This window comes from Burkholderia cepacia GG4, from assembly GCF_000292915.1.
In the GTDB taxonomy this organism is placed as follows: Bacteria; Pseudomonadota; Gammaproteobacteria; order Burkholderiales; family Burkholderiaceae; genus Burkholderia; species Burkholderia cepacia_D.
Genome location: NC_018513.1, coordinates 3,072,117 through 3,097,044, shown reverse-complemented (window position 1 = coordinate 3,097,044; position 24,928 = coordinate 3,072,117). Strand labels below are relative to the sequence as shown.

Sequence of the window (24,928 nt, the reverse complement as noted above, 5' to 3'; positions counted from 1 at the left end):
TTTCTTTTGGCGGATCGCCCGGACGACGGGCGAGCCTGCGCGTCATGCGTCACTCGATCGACGCGTAAACGGTTTCGCCGAGCACGAACGAATCGCTGCGCGAGATCGGCCACCATTTGTCGTACAACGTATAGCCGCAGGTATGGCCGTCGAGCAGCGCGCCGGGCTTCACGTACTTCAGCAGTTGCGACATCAGCCGCACCTCGTGCGGCGAGACCCGCTGCACGATGTGATGCGCGCGCAGCTCGGACGGATGCCCGAGGCCGGCCGCCTGCACGAGTTCCTGCAGCGCATGCAGCGTGTTGCGGTGGAAGTTGTACACGCGGTCGGCCTTGTCGGGCACGACCAGCGCGCGCTGGCGCACCGGATCCTGGGTCGCGACGCCGGTCGGGCAGCGGCCCGTGTGGCAGGTCTGCGCCTGGATGCAGCCGACCGCGAACATGAAGCCGCGCGCCGAGTTCACCCAGTCCGCGCCGATCGCGAGCGTGCGCGCGACGTCGAACGCGGTGATGATCTTGCCGCTCGCGCCGATCTTCACGCGGTCGCGCACGCCGATCCCGACGAGCGTGTTGTGCACCAGCAGCAGCCCTTCCTGCAGCGGCACGCCGACGTGGTCGGTGAATTCGAGCGGTGCCGCGCCGGTGCCGCCTTCCGCGCCGTCGACGACGATGAAGTCGGGCACGATGCCCGTCTCGATCATCGCCTTCGCGATTCCGAAGAATTCCCACGGATGGCCGATGCACAGCTTGAAGCCGGTCGGCTTGCCGCCCGACAGCGTGCGCAGCCGCTCGACGAATTCGAGCAGCCCGCGCGGCGTCGAGAATTCCGAGTGCGTCGCGGGCGAGATGCAGTCCTTGCCCATCGGCACGCCGCGCGTCTCGGCGATCTCGGGCGTGATCTTCGCGGCCGGCAGCACGCCGCCGTGGCCGGGTTTCGCGCCCTGCGACAGCTTGACCTCGATCATCTTGACCTGCGGATCGGCGGCCTGCTTCGCGAACTTGTCCGGATTGAACGTGCCGTCGTCGTTGCGGCAGCCGAAGTAGCCGGATGCGATTTCCCAGATGATGTCGCCGCCGTTCTCGCGGTGGTACTTCGACAGCGAGCCTTCGCCGGTGTCGTGCGCGAACCCGCCTTTCTTCGCGCCGAGGTTCAGCGAGCGGATCGCGTTCGCGGACAACGAGCCGAAGCTCATCGCCGAGATGTTGAAGATCGAGATGTCGTACGGCTGCGTACGGTTCGCGCCGACGCGGATGCGGAAATCGTGGTTCGGCAGCTTCGTCGGCGCGAGCGAGTGGCTGATCCATTCGTGCGCGACGGCCTTCACGTTCAGTTCGGTGCCGTACGGGCGGTTGTCGGCGACGTTCTTCGCGCGCTGGTAGACGAGGCTGCGCTGCGCGCGCGAGAACGGCTTCTCGTCGGTGTCGTCCTCGACGAAATACTGGCGGATCTCGGGGCGGATGAATTCGAACAGGAAGCGGAAATGGCCCCAGAGCGGGTAGTTGCGCAGGATCGCGTGACGGTCCTGGTTCAGGTCGTACAGGCCGAGTGCGACGAGGGCGACGGGGATTAGGATCCACAGCCAGGAAAGCACGTGGATCGACGCGAGTGCGGCCGCCGCGACGAGCAGCAGCACGGCACACCACATCGCGAGGTAGCGTCTGGAAAGCATGGGGGCTCCGGAAGAGTCTTGAAATGCCGCCATGCGTACGCTGCGCGGCGGCACACCGGCCGCGGCGGAATCGTGTTCCGCCGGGCGCGGCGTGCCGCAAGTCTAAACCGAATGGATGTCAGCGTGCTTCGGCGAGTGCGCTCGCGTGGCCTGCCGCCGGTGCGGTCTGGCCCGGCTGGCCGGTGGCCGCGAACTCGATGATGCCGCCGCCGAGGCAGATCTCGCCGTCGTACAGCACGGCCGACTGGCCGGGCGTGACCGCCCATTGCGCGTCGTCGAATGCGAGCGAGAAGCGTCCGGCGTCGGCGCGACCGAACGAGCAGCCCGCGTCGGCTTGCCGGTAGCGCGTCTTCGCCCCGCACGAGAAGCCGTCGGCCGGCGGCTCGCCCGCGACCCAGCTCACGTTGCCGGCGACGAGCTGCCGCGACAGCAGCCACGGATGGTCGTGGCCCTGCACGACGTACAGCGTGTTCGACGCGATGTCTTTCGCGGCGACGAACCACGGTTCGCCGCTGCCGTCCTTGCTGCCGCCGAGCCCGATGCCCTTGCGCTGGCCGAACGTGTAGAACGCGAGGCCGATGTGTTCGCCGACGATCTTGCCGTCCGGCGTCTTCATCGGGCCGGGTTTCGTCGGAAGATAACGGTTCAGGAAATCGCGGAACGGTCGTTCGCCGATGAAGCAGATGCCGGTCGAATCCTTCTTCTTCGCGTTCGGCAGCCCGATCTGTGCGGCGATCTCGCGTACCTTCGTCTTCGGGATCTCGCCGAGCGGGAACATCGTCTTCGACAGTTGCGCCTGGTTCAGCCGGTGCAGGAAGTACGACTGGTCTTTCGTATGATCGAATGCCTTGAGCAGTTCGAAGCGGCCGTCACGCTCGCGCACGCGCGCGTAGTGGCCGGTCGCAATCATTTCCGCGTCGAGCGACATCGCGTGATCGAGGAACGCCTTGAACTTGATCTCGGCATTGCACAGCACGTCCGGGTTCGGCGTGCGGCCGGCCGAGTATTCGCGCAGGAACTCGGCGAACACGCGGTCCTTGTATTCGGCCGCGAAGTTCACGGCTTCCACGTCGATGCCGATCAGGTCGGCGACCGACACCACGTCGATCCAGTCCTGGCGCGTCGAGCAGTATTCGCCGTCGTCGTCGTCTTCCCAGTTCTTCATGAACAGGCCGACCACGTCGTATCCCTGTTCCTTCAGCAGCCACGCGGTCACCGACGAATCGACGCCGCCCGACATGCCCACTACTACACGGCGCTTGCTCATTTGTTTACCGCCTGACGGTCGAATGCTTCCGGACGCGGCGCGACCGAATGCGTGTGCAGGAAATCGAGCGGAATGCGCCGCCCGGCGAGATAGTCGTCGATGCAGCGCATCACCGCGGGCGAGCGGTGGCGCTCGCTGCACGCGCGCAGTTCGTCAGCGCTCATCCACAGCGTGCGGACGATGCCTTCGTCGAGCGCGTGGCCCGGCAGCGGTTCGCTGGCGGTGCCGCAGAACGTGAAGCGCAGGTAGGTCGCGCCGGCGCTGCCGGGACGGTCGTAATGCGCGAGATAGACGCCGACGAGCGCGTCGGGTACGAACGGATGCGCGGTTTCCTCGAGCGTCTCGCGAATCACGGCGTCGGCGAGCGTCTCGCCGGCTTCGAGATGGCCGGCCGGCTGGTTGATGCGCAGGCCCGTCGAGGTTTCTTCCTCGATCACGAGAAAGCGACCGGCGCGCTCGACGAGCGCCGCGACCGTCACATGCGGGGTCCAGATTTCGGGTTTCATGGTTCGGCATTTTACCGGTTGCGCCCGGACGCTGCCGGCCGTCTCGCTGGACGAATCCGACCCTAGTGGCTTCCCCGGTCGCTCGGTCGATGGCGGTGTGCCGAACGACCTGCGCCGCGACGCATCCGCGGCCGCGCGGCGGTCGTCTGCGTCGATCGACGGGCGGGGCGGCCGGACCGCCCGACCGGCGCAAACCAAATCAGGCCCTTGTTATGGCGCGACGATCGTTGCGACGCAGGCCGCGATGGTGTCGCGGACACGCACGATCGCCGGGTCGCGCTGCGTGCTCGTGCGCCAGCCGATCTCCACCGGGTAGCGCGGCAGCTCGACCGGGCACGCGAGCGCGCGCAGCGCTGTCGACTGCGCGATCGCGCGCGCCGCGTGCGCGGGGATGGTCGCCACCGCGTCGGAGCCGGCGAGCAGGTACGGCAGCGCCGCGAAATGCGTGGTCGATGCCGCGACACGCCGCTTGTGGCCGAGCGCGGCCAGCGCCTCGTCGACGATGCCGATCACGCCGCCCGACGACACGAGCAAGTGATCGCGCTGCAGGAAATCCGCGAGCGCGAGCGTGCGGGGCGTCCGCGCGCGCCCGGCCGGATCGATCAGGCACGCGTAGCCGCCCGTCGCGACCGCGCGCCGGCTGAGCCCGTTCGCCGAAAACCCGCCCGACGCGATCGCGAGATCGACGCCGTGCCGCAGCAGCGCATCGCCGGCGATGCTGCTGTGGGTCTGCCGGAAGATCAGCCGGATGCCCGCGGCTTCCCGCGCGACCGCGTCGATCAGCGCACGGCCGAGCGCGATCTCGAAGTCGTCCGACAGCCCGATCGAGATCGTGCGGCCGACCCGCTCGCCGCCGTCGGCCGCGATCGCGAGGCTTGCGCGGCAGCGGTCGAGCGCATCGGACAGGATCGGCTTCAGTTCGTCCGCGCGCGGCGTCGGCGCGAGCCCGCGGCCGGTGCGCACGAACAGCGGATCGGCGTAGATCACCCGCAGCCGCGCGAGCGCCGCGCTGACGGCCGACTGCGTGAGGCCGAGCCGCAGCGCCGCGCGGCTCGCACCGCCTTCTTCATGCAGCGCCTCGAATACCTTCAGCAGATTCAGGTCGAGGCTGGCGATATCATCCGCATTCATGTCAGTTATCGTTGTATCGATTTGATCGATGAAATGATATCGATAAAGATGGCGTCATCCCATTCACCGGAGACGCCTTCATGTCCACCTCAGTCATCGCCGCGCTGCAGATCGGCGCATCGCCCGCCGGCACGCGCGCCACGCTCGACTCGATCGTCGGCTACGAAACCGCGATCCGCGACAGCGGCGCGTCGCTCGTCGTGCTGCCCGAGGCCGTGCTCGGCGGCTATCCGAAAGGCGAGATCTTCGGCACGCGGCTCGGTTACCGGTTGCCCGAGGGCCGCGATGCGTATGCGCGCTACGCCGCGCAGGCGATCGACGTGCCGGGGCCCGAAACCGACGAACTGGCCGCGTTGTCGCAGCGCACGGGCGCGAGCCTCGTGGTCGGCGTGATCGAGCGCGGCGGCAGCACGCTGTACTGCACTGCGCTGTTCTTCGATCCGAGCGACGGGCTCGTCGCGAAGCACCGCAAGCTGATGCCGACCGGCACCGAACGGCTGATCTGGGGGCAGGGCGACGGCTCGACGCTGCCGGTGGTCGACACGGCCGCGGGCCGCGCGGGCGCTGCGATCTGCTGGGAGAACCACATGCCGCTGCTGCGCTGCGCGATGTACGCGAAGGGCGTGCAGATCTGGTGCGCGCCGACCGTCGACGAGCGCGACGTGTGGCAAAGCTCGATGCGCCACATCGCGCACGAGGGGCGCTGTTTCGTCGTGAGCGCGTGCCAGGTGCAGCCGTCGCCGCGCGCGCTCGGCATCGACGTGCCGGGCTGGGACCCCGAGCGGCCGCTGATCCGCGGCGGCAGCGTGATCGTCGGGCCGCTCGGCGACCTGCTGACGGAGCCGCTGATCGGCGAGGCGGGGCTGGTGACCGCGCGCATCGATACCGACGAACTCGTGCGCGCGCGTTACGACTTCGACGTGGTCGGGCACTATGCGCGCGCCGACGTGTTTTCGCTGCACGTCGACGAGCGGCCGAAGCGGTCGGTGGTGTTCGGGGCGTGACAGCGGTTGCCGGGGCGCGGGCGCCCCGGCGAACGAACGGCGGCCGCGCGATCGCCGCCCCCGGCGCGTCAGCGCATCGGCGCTTCCGCGATCCGCATGTAGTCGGCGATCCGCCGTCCTTCCATGTCCGGAAACTGCTCGTGCACGGTGATGTCGCCCATCCGCGCGATATCGAAGGTGCGGAAGTCGTCGCGCAGTTCGCACCATGCGCCGATCGTCCAGCGTCCGCCCCAGTAGACGAGCCCGAGCGGCCACACGCGGCGTTGCGTGTGCGCGCCGAGCCGGTCGCGGTAGCCGAAGCTGACGACGTGACGCGTGTCCACCGCCTGGTGAATCGCGTCGACCTTCGCGCAAAACGTCTCGTCGATGTGGAACGACGGCGCGAACACCGGCAGGCGATCGAGCGCGGTGCGCTTGTCGGCCGGCATCGCGGACGCGATCTTCGCGAGCGCCGAACGGGCGCCGCCCGCGAAGCGCGCGCCGCCCCATGTCTCGAGCATCCGCGCGCCGGCCGCGAGCGCCCCAAGCTCCTCGGCCGTGAACGTGAGCGGCGGCAGGCTCGCGTTGCGGTTCAGCCGGTAGCCGATGCCGGCTTCGCCTTCGATCGGCACCCCTGACAGTTGCAGGTCGCGCACGTCGCGATAGACCGTGCGCGGCGACACCGACAGCCAGTCGGCGAGCTGCTGCGCGGTCGTGAGGCGCCGCCCGCGCAGCAGCTCGGCGATCTGGAACAGGCGGTCGGCACGGCGCGTCATGGCTGCACCTCGACTCCAACGGCTACGGGGACTTCGCGATGATAGCGCCGCGCCGGCCGGAGCGTGGACGCGCTCAGTGGCATTTCGGCGCGTGCAGTCCGACGCGATTGCCTTCGGTATCGATCAGGTAGCCGATGTAGCCGTAGTTGTTCGGCAGCTCGACGACCGAGCCCTGCACGACGCCGCCCGCGCGTTTCGCGCGTTCGAGCGCCGCGACGACCGACTCGCCGGCGTTCAGGTAGACAAGCACGCCGTTCGCGCTCGGCTTCATCTGCTGCGGATCGAACACGATGCTGCCGCCCGTGCTCGATGCTTCGTGATCGAACACGGCCATCGGCACGCCGCCGATGACTTCGCGCTGCAGCGTCGTTTGCAGCACGGTTTCGTAGAAACGGATCGCACGGTCGAAATCGAGGGACGGGATGTCGAACCACGCGATCGCGCGTTCCAGGGATACGGTTGCAGTTGCGGTTGCGGTTGCGGACGTCATGACGCGCTCCTTGTTGTTCGGGTTCTGGATGGAAACCAGCGTTGCATTGCGCCGGGATTGCAGTGTGGCGCGGGGCTGCTGACAGCGTGCTGTCAGTAGTCGTGGCGGTGCTGACAAAAGGCGGCTGCGATGACGTCCGGCCGTGCGGAACCGCGGCGGCGCGTGGGGGGAGGGACGGCACGCGTGGCGCCGCCCGCATTGGGTCAGAGGAAAGAAAAAAGCCCGGCCGATTGGCCGGGCATCGTGCGTGTCAGCAGGCGGCCGCAGCGGCCGGTTCCTGCGTCAGGCGTCGCCTTCCGGCGCGGCCGGGCGAGCCTTCACGCTGCCGGCGATCAGGTCGAAGCGGAACAGCCGGCATTCGAGCGCGCCGTTGAACAGCGGCGTCTTCGCCGATTCGCGCAGCCGCAGCTGGCCCGGCAGCGAACGGTCGGACGTCAGCAGGAACGCCTGCCAGCCCGTGAAGCGCTGCTTCAGCGCATCGCCGAGCGCGTTGAAGAACTCGCTGTCCGGCGCGTCGGTGTGCGTGCGGCGGAAGGCGTCGTCGTTGCCGCGGTTGCGGCCCGTCTCGCGGACCTCGCCGCGCGCGCTGCGGCCGCGCACCTCGATCCGCTCGCCGTACGGCGGGTTCGCGAGGATGATGCCCGGCCCGTCGCACGGCGGCGTCATCCCGCGCGCGTCGACCTGCTTGAGCCACACCGACGGCACGCCCGCGCGTTCGAGGTTCGCGCGCGCCTTCTCGAGCATGTCGCCGGAAATGTCGCTGCCGTACACGCCGAGCGCGTCGTTGCGCTTGCCGCGCGCCGCGCGCTTCGCGTCCAGTGCCGGGACCTTCAGGCCCTGCCATGCGGTGATGTCGTACTGCTTGAGCTTTTCGAAGCCGAACCGGCGCTCGACGCCCGGCGCCACGCCGAGCGCGATCTGCGCGGCTTCCGCGAGGAACGTGCCGCTGCCGCACATCGGGTCGTACAGCGCCGTGCCGGGCGTCCAGCCCGTCAGGCGCAGGATGCCGGCCGCGAGGTTCTCGCGCAGCGGCGCCGCACCCTTGTCGAGGCGCCAGCCGCGCTTGAACAGCGGCTCGCCGGATGTATCGAGGTACAGCGTGCATTCGGTGGCCGTCAGGAACGCGAACACGCGCACGTCGGGGGCACCGGTGTCGATGCTCGGGCGCGCGCCGGTCTTGTCGCGCATCCGGTCGCAGATCGCGTCCTTCACGCGCAGCGTCGCGAATTCGAGGCTCTTCAGCGGCGACTTGATCGCGGTGATGTCGACGCGCAGCGTCTGGGTCGACGCGAACCAGCGTTCCCACGGCTGCTCGAGCGCGAGCGCGTAGACGTCCTGTTCGTTGCGGTACGGGCGGTGCGCGATCTTCAGCAGGATCCGGCTCGCGATCCGCGAATGGAGGTTCGCGGCCATGCCGGCGGCCCAGCCGCCGCTGAAGTGGACGCCGCCCGGCACCTGCGCGCCCGCGGTGAACGGCGCGCCGTCCAGATGGCGGCCGGCGATCTCGGCCAGCTCGGCGGCAAGTGCCGCTTCGAGGCCGCGCGGGCAGGGAGCGAAGAATTCGTACAGGGTGGGCGAGGACATAAGGCGGGTGAGGACGTGCAAAAGTCCACTATTGTACGCGGCGCGGGCGACCGGGGCCGGCGTCGCGTCCGATTCGGGATGCCGATGCGGGTGCGCGGCCCGCACGCGTGCGCCGGGCGGCCCGTGCGGCGGCGCCCGGCGGGGTGCCGCGCTGCTGTCGCGCGGTCAGTGCGAACCCGGCTGGCCGGCGCGTGCTGCCGGGCCGCCGGCCGGCCAGAACAGCGCGGACGGCTTCGACAGCACGGTGCGGACGATCGCGGCGACCAGCGCGCGCACCTTGGTCCGGCGCAGGCTGCGCGAGCGCACGGCCATCGTGAACGCGAGCGCGAAGCTCACGAGCACGTTGAGGATCGCCATGCTCAGCACGCCGGCACCGGCCCACCACAGCTCGGGCGTACTCAGCGCGTTTTTGCCGAGTACGCCGAGCGCGATCCCGATCGAGCCGGCCGACAGCGTCACGTGCCGCACCTCGAACGGGAACAGGAACACGGTGACGATCGCCGGGATCAGGCCGAGCATCAGGCCGAGGCCGACGTTGGCGACCACGCCCGCGACGTTCGACCGGCAGAAGTGCGCGAGCTTCGCGGCGCCGGTCGCGCCGAGCGTGAGCCGCAGCCGGCGGTTGTACGTGAGCGCGTCGCCGACCCGGTGCAGCACGAACCAGTTGTCGGCCCAGCCCGCGAGCAGGCTCGACGCCCACAGCAGCACGCCCGTGAGCGCCGCGTAGAACGGCGTCGGGCCCAGCAGCGAGAACGAATGCAGCGTCGCGTGCGCCTTCTCCGGCGAGATCAGGTTCGCGTGCAGCAGGTTGCCCGCGAACAGCTGCACGAGCAGGCACACGGGCAGCACGACGAGCACGTTGCCGGAGATCGCCGCCGCCTGCGTGCGGATCAGCGCGATCACCGACGCGACGAACGCCTTCACGCCTTCTTCGTGGCCGGTGTCGTCGAGCTCGCGCGCGAGCGTCGGCGCGGTCATCGCGGGCTGCTTGGTCGCGAGCGTGAAGTGCAGGAAGTGCATCAGCATGAAGCTCGCCGCGTAGTTCACGCCCGCGAGCAGCCCTTCGAGCATCGACTGCAGGTGCGCGCCCGTGATCGCGAACTTCACGCAGACGGTCGCGACGGTGACGAGACCGCCGCCCGCGGCCATCCGCAGCATCTTCAGGTACTCGGCGCGACCGCGCGAGATGTAGTGCTCGCCGGTGTCCGCGTTGGTCTCGACGAGCTTGCGCGCGAACAGCGAGAAGTTGCTGCGCACGAGGTGCGACACGCTCTGGCTGTTCTGGTTCGCGTCGACGAGCTCGGCCGTCAGGCGTGCCATTCCGCGCAGGTCATCGCGTGTCATCCACGCGTTGAGCAGCATTTCCGCACGCAGGATGCGCATGCGCATCCGCTCGACCTGGAACACGATGTCGACCGACACGCCGTTGCGGTACAGGTGCGCGAACACGTCGTCGACCGCGATCCGGCATTCGTCGAGCAGCACGCGCAGGTAGTTCACCTCGTGCAGCAGCTTGCTCGGCTCGCCGCCGTCCTCGGCGGCCGCGTGCGCGGTCTCGACCGCGAGCATCGCGCGCGTGAGCCGGTAGAACGGCTGCGTTTCGAGCGGCTTGCGCGCATCGTCGTCGGACAGGCGGCTGCGTACCGTCTGCGATAGCCCGGTCGAGCTGATCTGGCAGGTCAGGTTGTGCAGCGCGGCCAGCAGGTCGCGCGAGAACGAGCCGGGTTCGTGGCGTTCTTCGTCGGTGACGTCGAACGCGAACAGCCCGGCGAGGCGCGCGAGCAGGTCGTCCGGCAGCGCGTCGATCCATTGCGCGTCTTCCGGCGTCGGGAACATCAGCGTGAACAGCGCCGTCAGCTCGCGGCGGTTCGGCGCCGGCGGGATCAGCGACGAGTCGATCCGCTCGAACAGCGCGCCGAAGAAGCCGGCGTGCACCGGCATGCCGGCGTCGCACAGCAGCGAGATGCCGTCGCACTCGCGCAGGATCCCGCGCAGGATGCGCGCGGCGTGCGATTTCCACACGGGATTGCGGTCGAGTACATGGAACAGGTAGCGCAGCCGCGCATGGGCCGGATACGCGCGCGCGTCGGCGTCGCGTTCGGCCGGCGCGTCCTGCATCGCGCCGTGGCGGCGCAGCCAGTGCGCGAGCTCGATCAGCCATTCGCTGCGCTCGGCGTACGACGCGTGAGCGTCGGCGTGCGCGAGCAGCGCATCGAGCTGGTGGCCCGCATTGCGCGACGCGCGCCACTTCTTGATCAGGGTCGTCAGGGAACGAAACATAAACGGAATAGCGAAAGCCCTGGACGGGCGGGTTCGGGATGCCGGCCGGGAACGCGGCGCGGCGCCGGGGAGAACGGGTGACGCTGGTCGGGTGGCCGGACGATGCGCGGCGACCCGCGATGCGGCTGCTCCGATGCAATGCACGCGACTCGCGTGCGGGCCCCGGGGGACGCGGCGATCGGACCGGACGCGGGCCGATTGCCGCTGGCTCGCGCGCACGACGGGCGGCGCGGGCCTGAAAGTGGGTAGGATCGTCAATCGGGCGCGAAAACGCAAGCCGACCGCGTTGCGTGGCGCCGGTTCCGGCGGATTTCTACAAACAGTGCAAAGCCGCCGTTCGGCCGATGTGTGCGGTGCGACGTCGACGGTAGCACCGCAGGCGGCGAGGTCGCGCGTGCGCGGCCGCGCGCGCACGCGGATCGATGCCGATAATCGCTATCGGGCAGGGCGTGCCGACTGCAGTCGCAGGCGCGGGTGCATCGGCCGCTCGCCCGTGCGCGGCGCGCTTACGCGCCGGACTTGCCGGTCGCGCCCGTGTCGTCGCCGGGCATCGGATTGGCCGGGCAGGGCACGACGGGCGCGGCGGCGGTTGCCTTGCCGGACGTGGACGCCGCTGCGGTCGACGCAGCCGTCGCACCGCGCCGGGCGGCCATCGCGCGCACGCCGGACGCGGCCTGCGACGCGATTACGTCCAGCGCGCGCCGGTGGCCGGCGACGAGGGCGTCGTAACCGTCGGCGACCGGCTCCGCGACGCTGGTGCGGCATGTCATCACCGCCTGCGTGCCGAGCGCGCGCACGCTCCACACCGCATCGATCGCCGCGCGCTTGCCGGGCCACGATTCGAAGCGCTGCACGTTCACGCTGACGCGATAGACGGGCACGCCGGCCGGGTAGGCGGAATTCGCGACGTCGATCGTGCCGAGCTGCGCGGCGAGATCGTCCGACAGCGCGCGGCGGATCTCGTCGGCGGGCGGCGCGGCCCAGCGCTCCTGCTCGAGCACGTCGACCTGTGCGGCGTTCTTCTGCACGACGAGCTGGTTCTTCGCGACCTGTTCGGGCACGCCGACGGACGGCACCTCGATCAGGAACGGCGGGTTGGCGGGCGCGGTGCGCACGGGCGCCGCGGCGTCGGCCGGGCTCAGCGTATAGAACCGCGCGGGCGGCGAGCTGCACGCGGCGAGCGCGAATGCGGCGCAGACTGCCGCCGCAGCGCTCGCGAGACCGTTTACGCGTGTCGTCGTCATTGTTGATCTCCTGGCTTGCCCTTGAGCAGCGATTCGGGGTGGCGCTCCAGATAGTCGGCGAGCGCGTTCAGCGATTGCAGCGTGCGCGTCAGCTCCTTCAGCGCGCCGCGCACGTCGGACTGCAGCGGCGAATCCTGCTGCAGCGTCGCCTCGGCGGTCGAGAAGGTCTGCTTCGCGGCCGACAGCGTGTCGCGCGCTTCCGGCGCGACCTGCGTGTCGAGCTGCTTGAACAGCTTGTCGGCGTTCGACAGCGCGCTGTTCAGGTTCGCACCGATCTGGTCGAACGGCACCTTGTCGAGCTTCTTCGCGATGTCGGCGACCTGCAGCTGCAGCTCGTCGAGCGTGTTCGGCACGGTCGGCAGCTCGAGCGGCTGGCGCGCCGAGTCCATCGTCACGGTCGGCGCCTTCGGGAAGAAGTCGAGCGCGACGTACAGCTGGCTCGTCAGCAGGTTGCCGGTGCGCAGCTGGCCGCGCAGCCCGTGCCGGACCAGGCGCTCGACGATCTCGCGGCGGCCCGGTTCGCCCTTGCTCTCGATGGTTTCGCGGAAGCGCGGGCCGAGCCGCTCCGGATACACGTTCATCGTCACCGGCATCAGGAAGTTCTTGGTCTTCGGATCGAAGTCGATGCCGATGTTCGTCACTTCGCCGAGCACGATGCCGCGGAAGTCGACCGGCGCGCCCACCGCGAGCCCGCGCAGCGACTGGTTGAAGTTCATCACGACCTGCAGCGGCTGGCCGTCCGGATCGCGCATCGCGTCGGTCTCGTCGGAGCCGAGGCGGAAGGTCGTGTTGTTGGGCGCCGTCGCACCGCTGTCCTGGTTCGGCGGCGTCTGGAACGCGATGCCGCCGAGGATCACCGTCGCGAGCGACTGCGTGTTCAGCTTCAGGCCGCTCGAATCGAGCCGCAGGTCGACGCCGCTTGCCTGCCACCAGCGCGAGTTCACGCCGACGTACTGGTTGTACGGCGCATTGACGAACACGTTGAACGTGACGCCGGTGCCGTCCTTGTCGAGCGAGAAGCCGACCACCTGGCCGACCTGCACGCGGCGGTAGTAGACGGGCGAGCCGATGTCGACCGAGCCGAGCGAATCGCCGCGCAGCACGTACTGCGTGCCCTTCTGGTCGCCGGTCACGGCCGGCGGGGTTTCGAGGCCCGTGAAGTCGGTCTGCGTGTCCTGGCCGTGGCCGGCGTCGACGCCGATGTACGCGCCGGACAGCAGCGTGCCGAGCCCCGACACGCCGGTCGCGCCGATGCGCGGACGCACGATCCAGAAGCGCGAGCCCTTGATCGCGAAGTCCTCGGCTTCCTTCTTCAGCTGCACCTGGACCAGCACGCGCGACAGGTCTTTCGACAGCTTGATCGTCTTGACCATGCCGATCTCGACGTCCTTGTACTTGACCTGCGTCTTGCCCGGCTCGAGCCCTTCCGCGCTGTGGAAGCTGATCGAGATTTCCGGGCCGCGCTCGCGCACGGACTTGATCACGAGGCCGATACCGATCAGCGCGGCGATCAGCGGCACGAGCCAGACGAGCGACGGCAGCCAGCCGCTTTTCGTCGAGATCGTCGGATCGGGCGGCCGGGACGCGTCGTGCTGCGGGCCTTGCGGACTATTCATGGTGTTTCCCTGAGGTTTCGACTGGATCCCAGATCAGGCGGGGATCGAACTGCATCGACGCGAGCATCGTCAGGATCACGACCGAGCCGAACGCGAGTGCGCCGGGGCCGGCCGTGATCACGGCGAGCGAACGGAAATGGACGAGCGCGACGGTCAGCGTCACGACGAAGATGTCGAGCATCGACCAGCGGCCGATCCGCTCGACGATCCGGAACAGCCGGGTGCGCTGCAGCGGCCGCCACGCGGCGCGCCGCTGCGCGCTGCTGACGAGGATCGTCAGAACGCCGAGCTTGAGCATCGGCACGAGGATGCTGGCGACGAACACGACGAGCGCGAGCGGCCAGTCGCCGGACGTCCAGAAATAGATGACGCCGCTCATGATCGTGTCTTCCTGCGAGCCCACGATCGACGACGTGCGCATGATCGGCAGCAGGTTCGCCGGGATATAGAGGATCGCGGCCGCGATCAGCAGTGCCCACGTGCGCATGATGCTGTTCGGCGTGCGGAAATGAAGCGCGCTGCCGCAGCGTGCGCAATGCGCATGCGGGTGATCGATCGTCTGTACGAGCCCGCATGCGTGGCAGCTGGCGTAGCCCTCGCGGGCGGCGGTCGGCATGGTCATCGGCGGGGCGCTTCCGGCAGCGGTGCGGCGGTGTCGGGCCGTGCCGGCAGGCGCCGGGCGCGCAGGTCGTCGGCGATGTCCCATAGCGTGCGCGGATCGAACATCAGCACGACGGCGATCATCAGCGTGAGCGCGCCGAACGCGAACAGGGCGGCCTCCGGCACGACGCGCGCGAGGCTCACCATCTTCACGATCGTGACGACGATGCCGAGCATGAATACTTCGATCATTCCCCACGGCCGCACGAGCTGGATCGTACGCAGCACCAGGTTGAGACCGGGCGGCACGATGCCGCGGCGAATCGGCAGCAGCACGTAGAGCAGCGCGGCCATCTCGACGAGCGGGAACAGGATGGTCGAGCAGAACACCATCACGCCGACGATCGCCATGTCCTGCTGCCACAGGGTCTCGACCGCACCGATCAGCGTCGTCTGCACGCGGGTGCCGTTCAGGTCCATTTCCAGAATCGGGAACGCCTGCGCGATCACGAACGTGACCAGTGCCGCGACCGCGAGCGCGCAGATCCGCTCGATCTGCGTGGTGCTGTTGCGATAGAGCAGCGCGTCGCACCGCGGGCAGCGCGCGATTTCGCGGCCGCCAAGGCGCGGTTTATGCAACAGTGCGTCGCATTCGTGGCAGGCAATCAGGTCGTGTCGTTGCATGGAAAAAGCGGTTGTGCGACGGGCGGGGGAACGCGTCGGAGGGGCCGGAACCCGCGCCAATCTTACCAAAACGGCTTTTTCGACGTGTCAACGTTCGGTTGCTGCGTGACCGATCGGTAACATGGCGGGAACGTGACAGCCGGCTGGCGCGCCTGTCCTCAGAGTCCGCGCGGGTCAAAAGGTTGCGGTAGCATGGCGCCCTTGACAAGCGTCGGATGAATTTACCGGCGCAGCCGTTCGCTCAACTGAGGAATCCAAGATGGCTTCGAATTCGCTGCCGGCCACGCCGGCACGTTACACGCAGACCGCGATCGCGCTGCACTGGCTGATCGCGCTGCTGATCGTCTGCGGCTTCGCGCTCGGCTGGGTGATGACGGACATCCCCGGTTTCACGCCGACGAAGCTGAAGTACTTCTCGTGGCACAAGTGGATCGGCGTGACGGCGTTCGTGCTGGCCGCCATCCGCGTGCTGTGGCGGGCAACCCACGCGGCGCCGGCGCTGCCGGGCAATACGCCGGCGTGGCAGCGTGCGGTCTCGCATGGCGTGCACGGCCTGCTGTACCTGCTGATGCTCGTGATTCCGGTGACGGGCTACCTGTACAGCTCGGCGGCGAACATCCCGGTCGTCTACCTCGGCATCGTGCCGCTGCCGCGCCTGATCGATCCCGATCCGGTGCTGAAGGAAACCTTCAAGACGCTGCACGTGTCTTTGAATTACATTTTGCTTGCACTCGTCTCGCTGCACGTGCTCGCGGCGATCAAGCACCAGCTGTTGGACCGCGACGGCCTGCTGTCGCGGATGCTTCCCTTTGCCAAATGAAGGATCCCATGAAAGTGTCTTTCTCCCGCTCCATGCTGACCGCGTTCGCCGCGGTGTCACTTGTCGCGTCGGGCGCGGCGCACGCCGATGTCGATCTCGCGAAGAGCAAGGTGTCCGCCGTGTCGAAGCAGATGAACGTGCCGACCGAAGGCGCGTTCAAGAAGTTCTCCGCGCAGGTGAAGTTCGACCCGGCCAAGGCCGCGCAGGGCAGCGCGCAAATGGCGATCGATATCGCGAGCTTCGACCTCGGCGACAAGATGTACAACGAGCAGGTCACGGGCAAGGACTGGTTCGACGCGAAGGCGTATCCGCAGGCGACCTTCGCGTCGTCGACGATCGCGCCGGCCGGCGGCAACAAGTACAACGTGACCGGCAAGCTGACGATCAAGGGCAAGTCCGAGACCGTCACGCTGCCCGTCACGGTCACGCAGAGCGGCGCGACGCAGACCTTCGACGGCGTGCTGCCGATCAAGCGTTCGGCGTTCAACGTCGGCACCGGCGAGTGGAAGGACACGTCGATCGTCGCGGACGAAGTGCAGATCAAGTTCCATCTCGTCGCCACGAAGTAAGCGACGGGTTCCCGCATCACCCGAATGCCGCGCGAGGGCGCGGCGCTGTTTCAAGGAGAAAGAGTTGAAAAAGCATCTGATCATCGCCGCGGGCGCACTGGCTGCATCGCTGTCGTTCTCGGCATTCGCCGACAGCGCGACGTACCAGTTTGATCCGAGCCACACGTACCCGAGCTTCGAGGCCGACCACTTCGGCGGCCTGTCGGTCTGGCGCGGCAAGTTCGACAAGTCGAGCGGCAGCGTGACGCTCGACCGCGCGGCGAAGACGGGTACGGTCGACGTGACGACAGACATCGCGTCGATCCACACGGGCAGCGCAAAGCTCGACGAGCACCTGCAGACGGCCGAATTCTTCGACGCGACCAAGTTCCCGCAGGCGAACTACAAGGGCACGATCAAGTTCGACGGCGACAAGCCGGTGTCGGTGGTCGGCAACCTGACGATGCATGGCGTCACGAAGCCGCTGACGCTGAAGATCGACGGGTTCAAGTGCATGCCGCATCCGATGCTCAAGCGTGAAGTGTGCGGCGTCGACGCGGTCGGCGAATTCAGCCGCGACGATTTCGGCCTCGACTACGGCAAGCAGTACGGCTTCAAGATGAAGACGAAGCTGCTGATCACGGCCGAAGCCGTCAAGCAGCAGTAACGCGCCCGGCCGGGCCGGCCGTCGCGTCACGCCGCCGGCCCGTCGCGTGCCAGCCGCCGCGCTCCCTTCGAGGGGGCGCGGCGGTTTTTTTTGCGCGCCTATAATCGTCAGCACAAATCGCGGCGCGGAACCCGACGCGTCGGACAGAACGTACAACGACAAGGAGATCGCCGATGCATGCCGTCACGCAGTCCAGCTCCGTTGCCTCGTCGCCGCGCGTGTGGCGCGCGGTGGTCGCCGCGTCGATCGGTAACGCGCTCGAGTGGTTCGACCTCGTCGTCTACGGCTTCTTCGCGGTGACGATCTCGAAGCTGTTCTTTCCGGCCGGCAACGACACCGTGTCGCTGCTGCTCACGCTCGGCACGTTCGGCGTGTCGTTCTTCATGCGCACGCTCGGCGCGATCGTGCTCGGCGCGTACGCCGACCGCGCAGGCCGCAAGGCCGCGCTCACGCTGTCGATCCTGCTGATGATGGCCGGCACGCTGGTGATCGCGGTGTTGCCGACCTACCAGACGATCGGCGTCGCGGCGCCGCTGATCCTCGTCGCCGCGCGGCTGATGCAGGGCTTCTCGGCGGGCGGCGAGTTCGGCAGCGCGACCGCGTTCCTGGCCGAGCACGTGCCCGGCCGGCGCGGCTTCTTCGCCAGCTGGCAGGTTGCGAGCCAGGGGCTCACGACGCTGCTCGCCGCCGGCTTCGGCACCGTGCTGAACGCGCAGCTCACGGCCGACCAGATGGCCGCGTGGGGCTGGCGCATCCCGTTCTTCTTCGGGCTGCTGCTCGGGCCCGTCGCGTACTACATCCGCTCGAAAGTCGACGAGACACCCGAGTTCCTTGCGGCCGAAAGCACCGCGAGCCCGTTGCGCGACACGTTCGCGTCGCACAAGGCGCGCCTGGTCGCCGCGATGGGCGTGGTCGTGCTCGGCACCGTCGCGACCTATCTCGTGCTGTTCATGCCGACCTACGGCGTGAAGCAGCTCGGCCTCGCGCCGTCCGCCGCGTTCGCGGCGATCCTCGTGGTCGGCGTGATCCAGATGGCGTTCGCGCCGCTCGTCGGCCACTGGTCGGATCGTTATGGCCGCGTGCGCGTGATGCTCGCGCCGGCTGTCGGCATCCTCGTGCTGATCTACCCGGCATTCGCGTATCTGGTCGCGCATCCGGGGTTCGGCACGCTGATCGCGCTGCAGGTGCTGCTCGCGTTCCTGATGACCGGCTATTTCGCGGCGCTGCCGGGCCTGCTGTCCGAGGTGTTTCCGGTGCAGACGCGCACGACCGGGATGTCGCTCGCGTATAACGTCGCGGTGACGATCTTCGGCGGTTTCGGGCCGTTCATCATCGCGTGGCTGATTCGCGCGACGGGGTTGAAGACCGCGCCGAGCTTCTACCTGATGTTCGCGGCCGTGCTGAGCCTCGCGGCGCTGATCGTGCTGCGCCGGCGCTTCGGGTTCCGGTGACGGTGCGCGCGGCGATGCGTCGTCAGGGGGCGACGCGCTCGCATGCCGGCTGTGCCGGCATCAGTTGTCCGGGTGCAGCGACGCTCCGCACGGGGCGACCGGCGAGCGCAGCGAGCGCTTGCCCGAGCTGCCAGTCGGCGGCCTGCAGCGGCGCGAGCGGGTCCTGCCCGGGCATGACCGGCATTGCGTAGTCGGGCCAGTTGGTCGTGAAGCGGCGGCGCTGCGTGCCGTCGCGCCGGCGGAAGAGGGGGCGGCGCGCGCATGAAAAAAGGCCGGTCCTGTCGGACCGGCCTTCCGGTATCAGCCGAAACGGCGTGGCGCTTACACCTGCGCGCCCGCGTTCGGATCGTCCGGATCGTGCGCGGTCTTCTTTTCCTTGATCAGGTCTTCGCGCTTGATGCCGAGCCACATCGCGAGCGAGCCCGCGACGAACACCGACGAGTAGATGCCGAACATGATGCCGACCGTCAGTGCGAGCGCGAAGTAGTGCAGCGTCGGGCCGCCGAAGAAGAACATCGACAGCACCATCATTTCCGTCGACGTGTGCGTGATGATCGTACGCGACATCGTGGTCGTGATCGCGTGGTTGATCACTTCCTGCACGCTCATCTTGCGTTCGCGGCGGAACGTCTCGCGGATCCGGTCGAAGATGACGACCGACTCGTTGACCGAGTAGCCGAGCACCGCGAGGATCGCCGCGAGCACCGCCAGCGAGAACTCCCACTGGAAGAATGCGAAGAAGCCGAGAATGATCACGACGTCGTGCAGGTTGGCGATCACGCCGGCGACCGCGTACTTCCATTCGAAGCGGAACGACAGGTAGATCACGATGCCGATCACGACGCACGCGAGCGCGAGGAGACCGTCGGTCGCGAGCTCGCGGCCGACCTGCGGGCCGACGAACTCGACGCGCTGCAGCGACACGTCGGGGCTCTGCGCCTTCAGCGCGGTCATCACCTGGTCGCTCTGCTGCGCGGACGTGAGGCCTTCCTTCAGCTGCAGGCGGATCAGCACGTTGCGCGACGTGCCGAAGTTCTGCACCTGCGCGTCGGCGTAGCCGAGCTTGCCGAGCGTGTCGCGCACGGGTTCGAGCTGCGCGGCCTGCTGGTACTGCACCTCGATCACCGTACCGCCGGTGAATTCGACGGACAGGTGCAGCCCGCGGTGGAACAGGAAGAACACGGCGGCGAGGAACGTGACCAGCGAGATCACGTTGAACACCAGCGCGTGCCGCATGAACGGAATGTCTTTACGGATGCGGAAAAATTCCATGGCTTCGTCTCCGGGGCCTTATTGGGTCGAGCCCGGTTTCTTCGGCGACACGCCTTGCTGCGCGCGGTTGCGCAGCTGCGGCTTGCCGGCGCGCGGTGCGTTGCCCTGCGCGGGTGCGGCGAGCTTCGCGGCGCGTGCGGTGTCGGTCGATTCGTCGGCCGCGGCGAACGATGCGCCGGCTGCGGCGCCTTCCGGCTTCCACACCTGGCCGATCGCGAGCGACTTCAGCTTCTTGCGGCCGCCGTACCAGAGGTTGACGATCCCGCGCGAGAAGAACACGGCGGAGAACATCGACGTCAGGATACCGAGGCAGTGCACGATCGCGAACGCGCGAACCGGGCCCGAGCCGAATGCGAGCAGCGCGAGGCCGGCGATCAGCGTCGTGACGTTCGAGTCGAGAATCGTCGCCCACGCATGCGCGTAACCGGACTGGATCGCGAGCTGCGGCGGCTGGCCGGCGCGCAGTTCTTCACGCACGCGCTCGTTGATCAGCACGTTCGAGTCGATCGCCATGCCGAGCGCGAGCGCGATTGCCGCGATACCCGGCAGCGTCAGCGTCGCCTGCATCAGCGACAGCACGGCGACGAGCAGCAGCAGGTTCACCGACAGGCCGATCACCGAGATCACGCCGAACAGCATGTAGTACGCGATCATGAACACGGCGATCGCGCAGAAGCCCCAGATCACCGAGTGGACGCCCATCTTGATGTTGTCCGCGCCGAGGCTCGGGCCGATCGTGCGTTCCTCGATGATGTCCATCGGTGCGGCGAGCGAACCGGCGCGCAGCAGCAGCGCGAGGTCGGCCGCGGCCTGCGGCGTCGGCTGGCCCGTGATCTGGAAGCGGTCGCCGAGTTCCGACTGGATCGTCGCGACCGTCAGCACTTCGCCCTTGCCCTTCTCGAACAGCACCATCGCCATCGGCTTGCCGATGTTGTCGCGCGACACCGTGCGCACCGAGCGGCCGCCCGCAGAGTCGAGGCGGATGTTGACCGACGGACGCTGGTGTTCGTCGAAGCCGGCCGACGCGTCGATGATGCGGTCGCCGGTGAAGATCACTTCCTTCTTCAGCAGCACGGGCGCCTGGTTGCCCTGCGTGAACAGTTCCTCGCCCGGCGGCACGGGGTCGTTCGGGTTCGGATGCGTGTTGATCGGATCGGCGAGGCGCGCCTCGAGCGTCGCGGTGCGGCCGATGATGTCCTTCGCCTTCGCGGTGTCCTGCACGCCCGGCAGTTCGACGACGATACGGTCGTTACCCTGCTGCTGCAGGATCGGTTCCGACACGCCGAGCTCGTTCACGCGGTTGTGGAGCGTCGTCAGGTTCTGCTTGAGCGCGGCGTCCTCGACGGACTTCTGCACGGCCGGCGTGAAGGTGCCGACGACCTGCGTGCCGCCGCCGCCGGGCTGGGTCGCCCATTGCAGTTCGGTGACCGACGCGGCGAGCACCTTGCGGGCGTCTTCCGCCGTCTGCGCATCGCTGAAGTTCACGACGACGGACTGGTCGACGCGGCTCACGCCGCCGTCGCGGATGTTCTTGTCGCGCAGCAGCGTGCGCGCGTCGGACGCGTCGGAGTCGAGCTTCTTCGTGAGCGCGCCCGTCATGTCGACCTGGAGCAGGAAGTGGACACCGCCGCGCAGGTCGAGGCCGAGATACATCGGCAGTGCGTGCAGTGCGGTCAGCCAGCGCGGCGACGCACTCTGCAGGTTCAGTGCGACGACGTACTGCGGATCGTTCGGATCGGCGTTCAGCGACTTCTGCAGCAGGTCCTTGACGCGCAACTGCGTGTCGGTGTCCTTCAGGCGCACGCGGATGTTCGCGTTGGACGCCGTGTTCTCGAAGGTGATGTCGTCCGGCTTGATCTGCGCGGACGCGAGCGCGGATTCGACCTGGGTCAGCGTGGTCGAGTCGAGCTTGACCGTGGCCTTGCCGCTCGACACCTGCACCGCCGGCGCTTCGCCGAAGAAGTTGGGCAATGTGTACAGAAAGCCGATGGCGAGCGCCACGACCATCACGACATATTTCCAGAGTGGGTAACGATTCATGAGGGGGCCGAACGGGTGGTTGGCGTGAAAGCGTCGCGTCCGGCGCCGCGGCGACCCGCTCTCTCAGGCAGGCACGGCGCGGGGAGCCGGACGCTCGGTGAAAGCCTTACAGCGACTTGATCGTGCCCTTCGGCAGAATGGTCGTGACGGCAGCCTTCTGCACGGTGATTTCGGTGCCTTCGGCGATTTCCACGCCGATGTAGCCTTCGGTGACCTTCGTCACCTTGCCGACGAGGCCGCCGCTCGTGACGACTTCGTCGCCCTTCGCCATGGCCGCGAGCATGTTGCGGTGTTCCTTCTGGCGCTTCATCTGCGGGCGGATCATGATGAAGTAGAGCACCGCGAACATCAGGATGAGCGGCAGGAAGCTCATCAGGCTCGATTCGGCGCCACCGGCACCTTGCGCGAAGGCATTGGAAATGAACGGCACGTTGGTCTCTCCGTAGGGGAAGATCGAAAAATAAGCCGGTTATTCTACCACCGGCCCCATGCGCAAACGGCGCAGCAAATGCGCTTTCGGATCAAGCTGTTAAAGCATGAACCGGCATTGTTGTAACGCGTTTGGAAAGGCAATTGTAATGTTTGGCGGTCGTGACCGGTATTGGGAACGAGCAATTTAGTACTCGTCCCATGCGACGGGCCGCGGTACGGGTTGCCGGCCCGTCAGTCGACGCCTCTTGCGCGATCCTCCGCGAAGCGCTGGCGGAACGCGTCGAACGTATGGGTCTCGATCGCGTCGCGGATCTCGCTCATCAGCTGCAGGTAGTAGTGCAGGTTGTGGATCGTGTTGAGCTGCGCGCCGAGGATTTCGCCGACGCGGTGCAGGTGATGCAGGTAGCCGCGCGAGAAGTTCTGGCACGTGTAGCAGCCGCAGCTCGCGTCGAGCGGCTTCAGCGAGTTCTTGTGCGTCGCGTTGCGGATCTTCACGTCGCCGAAGCGGGTGAACAGCCAGCCGTTGCGCGCATTGCGGGTCGGCATCACGCAGTCGAACATGTCGATGCCGTTTGCGACGCCCTCGACCAGATCCTCCGGCGTGCCGACGCCCATCAGGTAGTGCGGCTTGTTGGCCGGCAGCTTCGGGCCGACGTGCTGCAGCACCCGCATCATGTCTTCCTTCGGCTCGCCGACCGACAGCCCGCCGATCGCGAGGCCGTGGAAGCCGAGCTCCGACAGGCCGGCGAGCGATTCGTCGCGCAGGTCCTCGAACATCCCGCCCTGGACGATGCCGAACAGCGCGTTCGGGTTGCCGAGCCGGTCGAACTCGTCGAGCGAGCGCTTCGCCCAGCGCAGCGACATGCGCATCGAGTCGGCCGCCTCCTTGTGCGTCGTCGGCACGCCGTTGGTCGCGTACGGCGTGCATTCGTCGAACTGCATCACGATGTCGGAGTTCAGCACCTTCTGGATCTGCATCGACACTTCCGGCGACAGGAACAGCTTGTCGCCGTTGATCGGCGACGCGAACGTGACGCCGTCCTCGGTGATCTTGCGCAGGTCGCCGAGCGAGAACACCTGGAAGCCGCCCGAGTCGGTCAGGATCGGCTTGTTCCAGCCCATGAAGCCGTGCAGGCCGCCGTGCGCGTCGATCGTGTCGAGGCCCGGGCGCAGCCACAGGTGGAAGGTGTTGCCGAGGATGATCTGGGCCTTGATCTCGTGCAGCTCGCGCGGCTGGATCGCCTTCACGGTGCCGTACGTGCCGACCGGCATGAAGATCGGCGTCTCGACCACGCCGTGGTTGAGCTTCACGCGGCCGCGGCGCGCATGGCCGTCGGTCGTCAGCAGTTCGAATTCGAGCCCGTTGGCGGGGCGGTCTTGCACGGGGGCGTGCATATCGTGGGATGAACCTTCGGTCATCGCGTCATTCTCCTTGCCACCGGAGAACAGTCCGGCGCATGTTGGAAACGCCGCCGGGCGCCCGGCGGCGGGGAAAAGCGGGTGCGCGCCAGCGTAGCGCGCACAGCGGGAAAACGGGGTGCGACGGCGCGACGGCGGCCGCGCGCGGCGCGGGCCGGCGCGCCTGCCGCGCTTACGCGCGCGGCGCCTCCGGCGTGTCGCGGCGCGTGAGCAGCATCGCGTCGCCGTAGCTGAAGAAGCGGTAGCGTTCGTCGATCGCGTGCTGGTACGCGGCGCGGATCGTCTCGACGCCCGCGAACGCGGACACCAGCATCAGCAACGTCGACTTCGGCAGGTGGAAGTTCGTGACGAGCCGGTCGACAACCCGGAAACGGTAGCCGGGCGTGATGAAGATGTCGGTCTCGGCCTGTGTCGCCGCAAGCGGGCGTCCTGCTTCGTCGGCGGCGCGCGCCGCGGCTTCGAGCGCGCGCATCGACGTCGTGCCGACCGCGATCACGTTGCCGCCGCGCGCGCGGGTCGCGGCGATCTTGTCGACGAGCGACTGCGGCAGGTCGTACCACTCGCTGTGCATCTTGTGCTCGGCGATGTTCTCGACGCGCACCGGCTGGAACGTGCCGGCGCCCACGTGCAGCGTCAGCGTCGCGCGCTCGACGCCCATCGCGTCGAGCTGGGCGAGCAGCGGCTGGTCGAAATGGAGCCCGGCCGTCGGCGCTGCGACCGCGCCCGGGTTGCTCGCGTAGACGGTCTGGTAGCGCGTCTCGTCGTTCGCGTCGGCGTCGTGCTCGATGTACGGCGGCAGCGGCAGGCGGCCGTGCTGCTCGATCAGCGTGAGGCACGGCTCCGGGAAGTGCAGCGTGAAGAACGGCTCGACGCGCTCGCCGACCGTCACGTCGAACGCGTCGGCGAGGCGCAGCGTCGTGCCGGCGCCCGGCGACTTGCTCGCGCGGATCTGCGCGAGCGCCGTGTGGGTGCCGGTCACGCGCTCGATCAGCACCTCGATCTTGCCGCCGCTGGCCTTCTGGCCGAAGAACCGCGCCTTCAGCACCTTGGTATCGTTGAACACGAGCAGGTCGCCGGGCGCGATGCACGACGGCAGCTCGGCGAAACGGCGGTCGACGAGGCGTGCGGGCTCGACGGTGCGGTCGACCTCGAGCAGGCGGCTCGCGGTGCGGTCCGGCAGCGCGGTTTGCGCAATCAGCTCGGGCGGCAGATTGAAATCGAAATCGGAAAGCGTGAACATGCGGGCTGGTTAGAAACGGCCGGCGGGCGCCGCCGACAGGGCGGAAACGCATAAATGGGGCGCGCGAGCCGCTATGATGGCGGGATGCGCGGCCTGGCCGGCGTCGTTCGTTCGGACGACGTGAAAGCCGCTATTGTACTTGCCTTGCGAAGCACCCAGACGATCCGATGCCTGTGTCACCACGCCGTTCTACCGCCGCCGTTGCCGAT

General features: G+C 68.1%; 22 protein-coding genes and 1 pseudogene. 5 read left to right on the top strand and 18 right to left on the bottom strand.

Annotation, left to right across the window (positions count from 1 at the left end; translation table 11 throughout):
* Positions 1 to 49: 49 nt before the first annotated feature.
* The 4 genes from GEM_RS14050 to GEM_RS14035 all read right to left on the bottom strand — a co-directional run bounded on the left by GEM_RS14050 (position 50) and on the right by GEM_RS14035 (position 4,573).
* Positions 50 to 1,669 (bottom strand): FMN-binding glutamate synthase family protein, encoded by a 1,620-nt coding sequence (locus GEM_RS14050; protein WP_014898058.1) that lies wholly within the window; start codon positions 1,667 to 1,669, stop codon positions 50 to 52.
* Between the two features lie 118 nt (positions 1,670 to 1,787).
* Entirely contained in the window at positions 1,788 to 2,936 is a 1,149-nt protein-coding gene (gene mnmA, locus GEM_RS14045; RefSeq protein WP_014898057.1) for a tRNA 2-thiouridine(34) synthase MnmA, read from the bottom strand.
* Positions 2,933 to 3,442 carry an NUDIX hydrolase gene (locus tag GEM_RS14040; RefSeq protein WP_014898056.1) on the bottom strand — a complete coding sequence of 170 codons (510 nt, stop codon included), beginning with the start codon at positions 3,440 to 3,442 and terminating at the stop codon, positions 2,933 to 2,935. The genes mnmA and GEM_RS14040 overlap by 4 nt, the downstream gene beginning before the upstream one ends.
* Positions 3,443 to 3,652: 210 nt before the next feature.
* Positions 3,653 to 4,573 (bottom strand): LysR family transcriptional regulator, encoded by a 921-nt coding sequence (locus GEM_RS14035; RefSeq protein ID WP_014898055.1) that lies wholly within the window; start codon positions 4,571 to 4,573, stop codon positions 3,653 to 3,655.
* Positions 4,574 to 4,653: 80 nt separating this feature from the next.
* On the opposite strand from GEM_RS14035, the gene GEM_RS14030 reads away from it, so the two are divergent.
* A complete protein-coding gene (locus GEM_RS14030; RefSeq protein WP_014898054.1) occupies positions 4,654 to 5,577 on the top strand; it encodes a carbon-nitrogen hydrolase family protein in 924 nt (307 codons plus the stop codon).
* A gap of 68 nt (positions 5,578 to 5,645) precedes the next feature.
* On the opposite strand, the gene GEM_RS14025 is transcribed toward GEM_RS14030, so the two are convergent.
* The 8 genes from GEM_RS14025 to GEM_RS13990 all read right to left on the bottom strand — a co-directional run bounded on the left by GEM_RS14025 (position 5,646) and on the right by GEM_RS13990 (position 14,830).
* A complete protein-coding gene (locus tag GEM_RS14025) occupies positions 5,646 to 6,332 on the bottom strand; it encodes a helix-turn-helix transcriptional regulator (protein ID WP_014898053.1) in 687 nt (228 codons plus the stop codon).
* 73 nt (positions 6,333 to 6,405) lie between these two features.
* Complete coding sequence (locus tag GEM_RS14020; RefSeq protein ID WP_014898052.1) at positions 6,406 to 6,822, bottom strand: VOC family protein; 417 nt, start codon at positions 6,820 to 6,822, stop codon at positions 6,406 to 6,408.
* A gap of 282 nt (positions 6,823 to 7,104) precedes the next feature.
* A complete protein-coding gene (locus GEM_RS14015; protein ID WP_014898051.1) occupies positions 7,105 to 8,406 on the bottom strand; it encodes a THUMP domain-containing class I SAM-dependent RNA methyltransferase in 1,302 nt (433 codons plus the stop codon).
* A gap of 165 nt (positions 8,407 to 8,571) precedes the next feature.
* Positions 8,572 to 10,686, bottom strand: coding sequence for a site-specific recombinase (locus GEM_RS14010; protein ID WP_014898050.1), 2,115 nt, complete (start codon positions 10,684 to 10,686; stop codon positions 8,572 to 8,574).
* Positions 10,687 to 11,192: 506 nt separating this feature from the next.
* A complete protein-coding gene (locus GEM_RS14005) occupies positions 11,193 to 11,930 on the bottom strand; it encodes a PqiC family protein (protein ID WP_014898049.1) in 738 nt (245 codons plus the stop codon).
* A complete protein-coding gene (locus GEM_RS14000; RefSeq protein WP_014898048.1) occupies positions 11,927 to 13,546 on the bottom strand; it encodes an intermembrane transport protein PqiB in 1,620 nt (539 codons plus the stop codon). Before GEM_RS14000 ends, GEM_RS14005 begins: the two co-directional genes overlap by 4 nt.
* Complete coding sequence (locus GEM_RS13995) at positions 13,539 to 14,168, bottom strand: paraquat-inducible protein A (protein ID WP_014898047.1); 630 nt, start codon at positions 14,166 to 14,168, stop codon at positions 13,539 to 13,541. The genes GEM_RS14000 and GEM_RS13995 overlap by 8 nt, the downstream gene beginning before the upstream one ends.
* A complete protein-coding gene (locus GEM_RS13990) occupies positions 14,165 to 14,830 on the bottom strand; it encodes a paraquat-inducible protein A (RefSeq protein ID WP_014898046.1) in 666 nt (221 codons plus the stop codon). The genes GEM_RS13995 and GEM_RS13990 overlap by 4 nt, the downstream gene beginning before the upstream one ends.
* Before the next feature lie 259 nt (positions 14,831 to 15,089).
* Between GEM_RS13990 and GEM_RS13985 the strand changes: the two genes are divergently transcribed.
* The 4 genes from GEM_RS13985 (at position 15,090) to GEM_RS13970 (ending at position 18,316) form a co-directional block, all read left to right on the top strand.
* Positions 15,090 to 15,650, top strand: coding sequence for a cytochrome b (locus GEM_RS13985; RefSeq protein ID WP_014898045.1), 561 nt, complete (start codon positions 15,090 to 15,092; stop codon positions 15,648 to 15,650).
* Positions 15,651 to 15,658: 8 nt separating this feature from the next.
* Positions 15,659 to 16,219, top strand: coding sequence for a YceI family protein (locus GEM_RS13980; protein WP_014898044.1), 561 nt, complete (start codon positions 15,659 to 15,661; stop codon positions 16,217 to 16,219).
* Positions 16,220 to 16,283: 64 nt separating this feature from the next.
* Entirely contained in the window at positions 16,284 to 16,865 is a 582-nt protein-coding gene (locus GEM_RS13975; RefSeq protein ID WP_014898043.1) for a YceI family protein, read from the top strand.
* Positions 16,866 to 17,038: 173 nt separating this feature from the next.
* Complete coding sequence (locus GEM_RS13970; protein WP_014898042.1) at positions 17,039 to 18,316, top strand: MFS transporter; 1,278 nt, start codon at positions 17,039 to 17,041, stop codon at positions 18,314 to 18,316.
* Between the two features lie 22 nt (positions 18,317 to 18,338).
* Here GEM_RS13970 and GEM_RS31850 read toward each other — a convergent pair.
* From GEM_RS31850 to queA, 6 genes and pseudogenes are all read right to left on the bottom strand, one after another.
* Positions 18,339 to 18,551 (bottom strand): annotated as a pseudogene (locus GEM_RS31850) (hypothetical protein); the annotation flags it as partial.
* A gap of 86 nt (positions 18,552 to 18,637) precedes the next feature.
* Positions 18,638 to 19,588 (bottom strand): protein translocase subunit SecF, encoded by a 951-nt coding sequence (gene secF, locus GEM_RS13965; protein ID WP_014898040.1) that lies wholly within the window; start codon positions 19,586 to 19,588, stop codon positions 18,638 to 18,640.
* Between the two features lie 18 nt (positions 19,589 to 19,606).
* Positions 19,607 to 21,628 (bottom strand): protein translocase subunit SecD, encoded by a 2,022-nt coding sequence (secD, locus tag GEM_RS13960; RefSeq protein ID WP_014898039.1) that lies wholly within the window; start codon positions 21,626 to 21,628, stop codon positions 19,607 to 19,609.
* 106 nt (positions 21,629 to 21,734) lie between these two features.
* The gene (gene yajC, locus GEM_RS13955) at positions 21,735 to 22,058 is read right to left on the bottom strand and encodes a preprotein translocase subunit YajC (protein WP_006476868.1); all 324 of its coding nucleotides are present in this window, start codon (positions 22,056 to 22,058) and stop codon (positions 21,735 to 21,737) included.
* A 233-nt stretch (positions 22,059 to 22,291) separates the two neighbouring features.
* Positions 22,292 to 23,479: a tRNA guanosine(34) transglycosylase Tgt gene (gene tgt, locus GEM_RS13950; protein WP_014898038.1), complete on the bottom strand. Its 1,188-nt coding sequence runs from the start codon at positions 23,477 to 23,479 to the stop codon at positions 22,292 to 22,294.
* Positions 23,480 to 23,651: 172 nt separating this feature from the next.
* On the bottom strand, positions 23,652 to 24,719 hold the full coding sequence (gene queA / locus GEM_RS13945; RefSeq protein ID WP_014898037.1) for a tRNA preQ1(34) S-adenosylmethionine ribosyltransferase-isomerase QueA: 1,068 nt from the start codon (positions 24,717 to 24,719) through the stop codon (positions 23,652 to 23,654).
* Between the last annotated feature and the right edge of the window lie 209 nt (positions 24,720 to 24,928).

Excerpts from the sequence above, each read along its gene's own strand:
- GEM_RS13970 (WP_014898042.1), top strand. The coding sequence starts at position 17,039 with ATGCATGCCGTCACGCAGTCCAGCTCCGTTGCCTCGTCGCCGCGCGTG.
- secD (WP_014898039.1), bottom strand. The coding sequence starts at position 21,628 with ATGAATCGTTACCCACTCTGGAAATATGTCGTGATGGTCGTGGCGCTC.
- GEM_RS13985 (WP_014898045.1), top strand. The coding sequence starts at position 15,090 with ATGGCTTCGAATTCGCTGCCGGCCACGCCGGCACGTTACACGCAGACC.
- GEM_RS14015 (WP_014898051.1), bottom strand. The coding sequence starts at position 8,406 with ATGTCCTCGCCCACCCTGTACGAATTCTTCGCTCCCTGCCCGCGCGGC.
- queA (WP_014898037.1), bottom strand. The coding sequence starts at position 24,719 with ATGTTCACGCTTTCCGATTTCGATTTCAATCTGCCGCCCGAGCTGATT.
- GEM_RS13980 (WP_014898044.1), top strand. The coding sequence starts at position 15,659 with ATGAAAGTGTCTTTCTCCCGCTCCATGCTGACCGCGTTCGCCGCGGTG.
- GEM_RS14025 (WP_014898053.1), bottom strand. The coding sequence starts at position 6,332 with ATGACGCGCCGTGCCGACCGCCTGTTCCAGATCGCCGAGCTGCTGCGC.
- GEM_RS14005 (WP_014898049.1), bottom strand. The coding sequence starts at position 11,930 with ATGACGACGACACGCGTAAACGGTCTCGCGAGCGCTGCGGCGGCAGTC.
- GEM_RS13990 (WP_014898046.1), bottom strand. The coding sequence starts at position 14,830 with ATGCAACGACACGACCTGATTGCCTGCCACGAATGCGACGCACTGTTG.
- GEM_RS14035 (WP_014898055.1), bottom strand. The coding sequence starts at position 4,573 with ATGAATGCGGATGATATCGCCAGCCTCGACCTGAATCTGCTGAAGGTA.
- secF (WP_014898040.1), bottom strand. The coding sequence starts at position 19,588 with ATGGAATTTTTCCGCATCCGTAAAGACATTCCGTTCATGCGGCACGCG.
- GEM_RS14050 (WP_014898058.1), bottom strand. The coding sequence starts at position 1,669 with ATGCTTTCCAGACGCTACCTCGCGATGTGGTGTGCCGTGCTGCTGCTC.
- mnmA (WP_014898057.1), bottom strand. The coding sequence starts at position 2,936 with ATGAGCAAGCGCCGTGTAGTAGTGGGCATGTCGGGCGGCGTCGATTCG.
- GEM_RS14030 (WP_014898054.1), top strand. The coding sequence starts at position 4,654 with ATGTCCACCTCAGTCATCGCCGCGCTGCAGATCGGCGCATCGCCCGCC.
- GEM_RS14010 (WP_014898050.1), bottom strand. The coding sequence starts at position 10,686 with ATGTTTCGTTCCCTGACGACCCTGATCAAGAAGTGGCGCGCGTCGCGC.
- GEM_RS14020 (WP_014898052.1), bottom strand. The coding sequence starts at position 6,822 with ATGACGTCCGCAACCGCAACCGCAACTGCAACCGTATCCCTGGAACGC.
- tgt (WP_014898038.1), bottom strand. The coding sequence starts at position 23,479 with ATGACCGAAGGTTCATCCCACGATATGCACGCCCCCGTGCAAGACCGC.
- GEM_RS13995 (WP_014898047.1), bottom strand. The coding sequence starts at position 14,168 with ATGACCATGCCGACCGCCGCCCGCGAGGGCTACGCCAGCTGCCACGCA.
- GEM_RS14040 (WP_014898056.1), bottom strand. The coding sequence starts at position 3,442 with ATGAAACCCGAAATCTGGACCCCGCATGTGACGGTCGCGGCGCTCGTC.
- GEM_RS14000 (WP_014898048.1), bottom strand. The coding sequence starts at position 13,546 with ATGAATAGTCCGCAAGGCCCGCAGCACGACGCGTCCCGGCCGCCCGAT.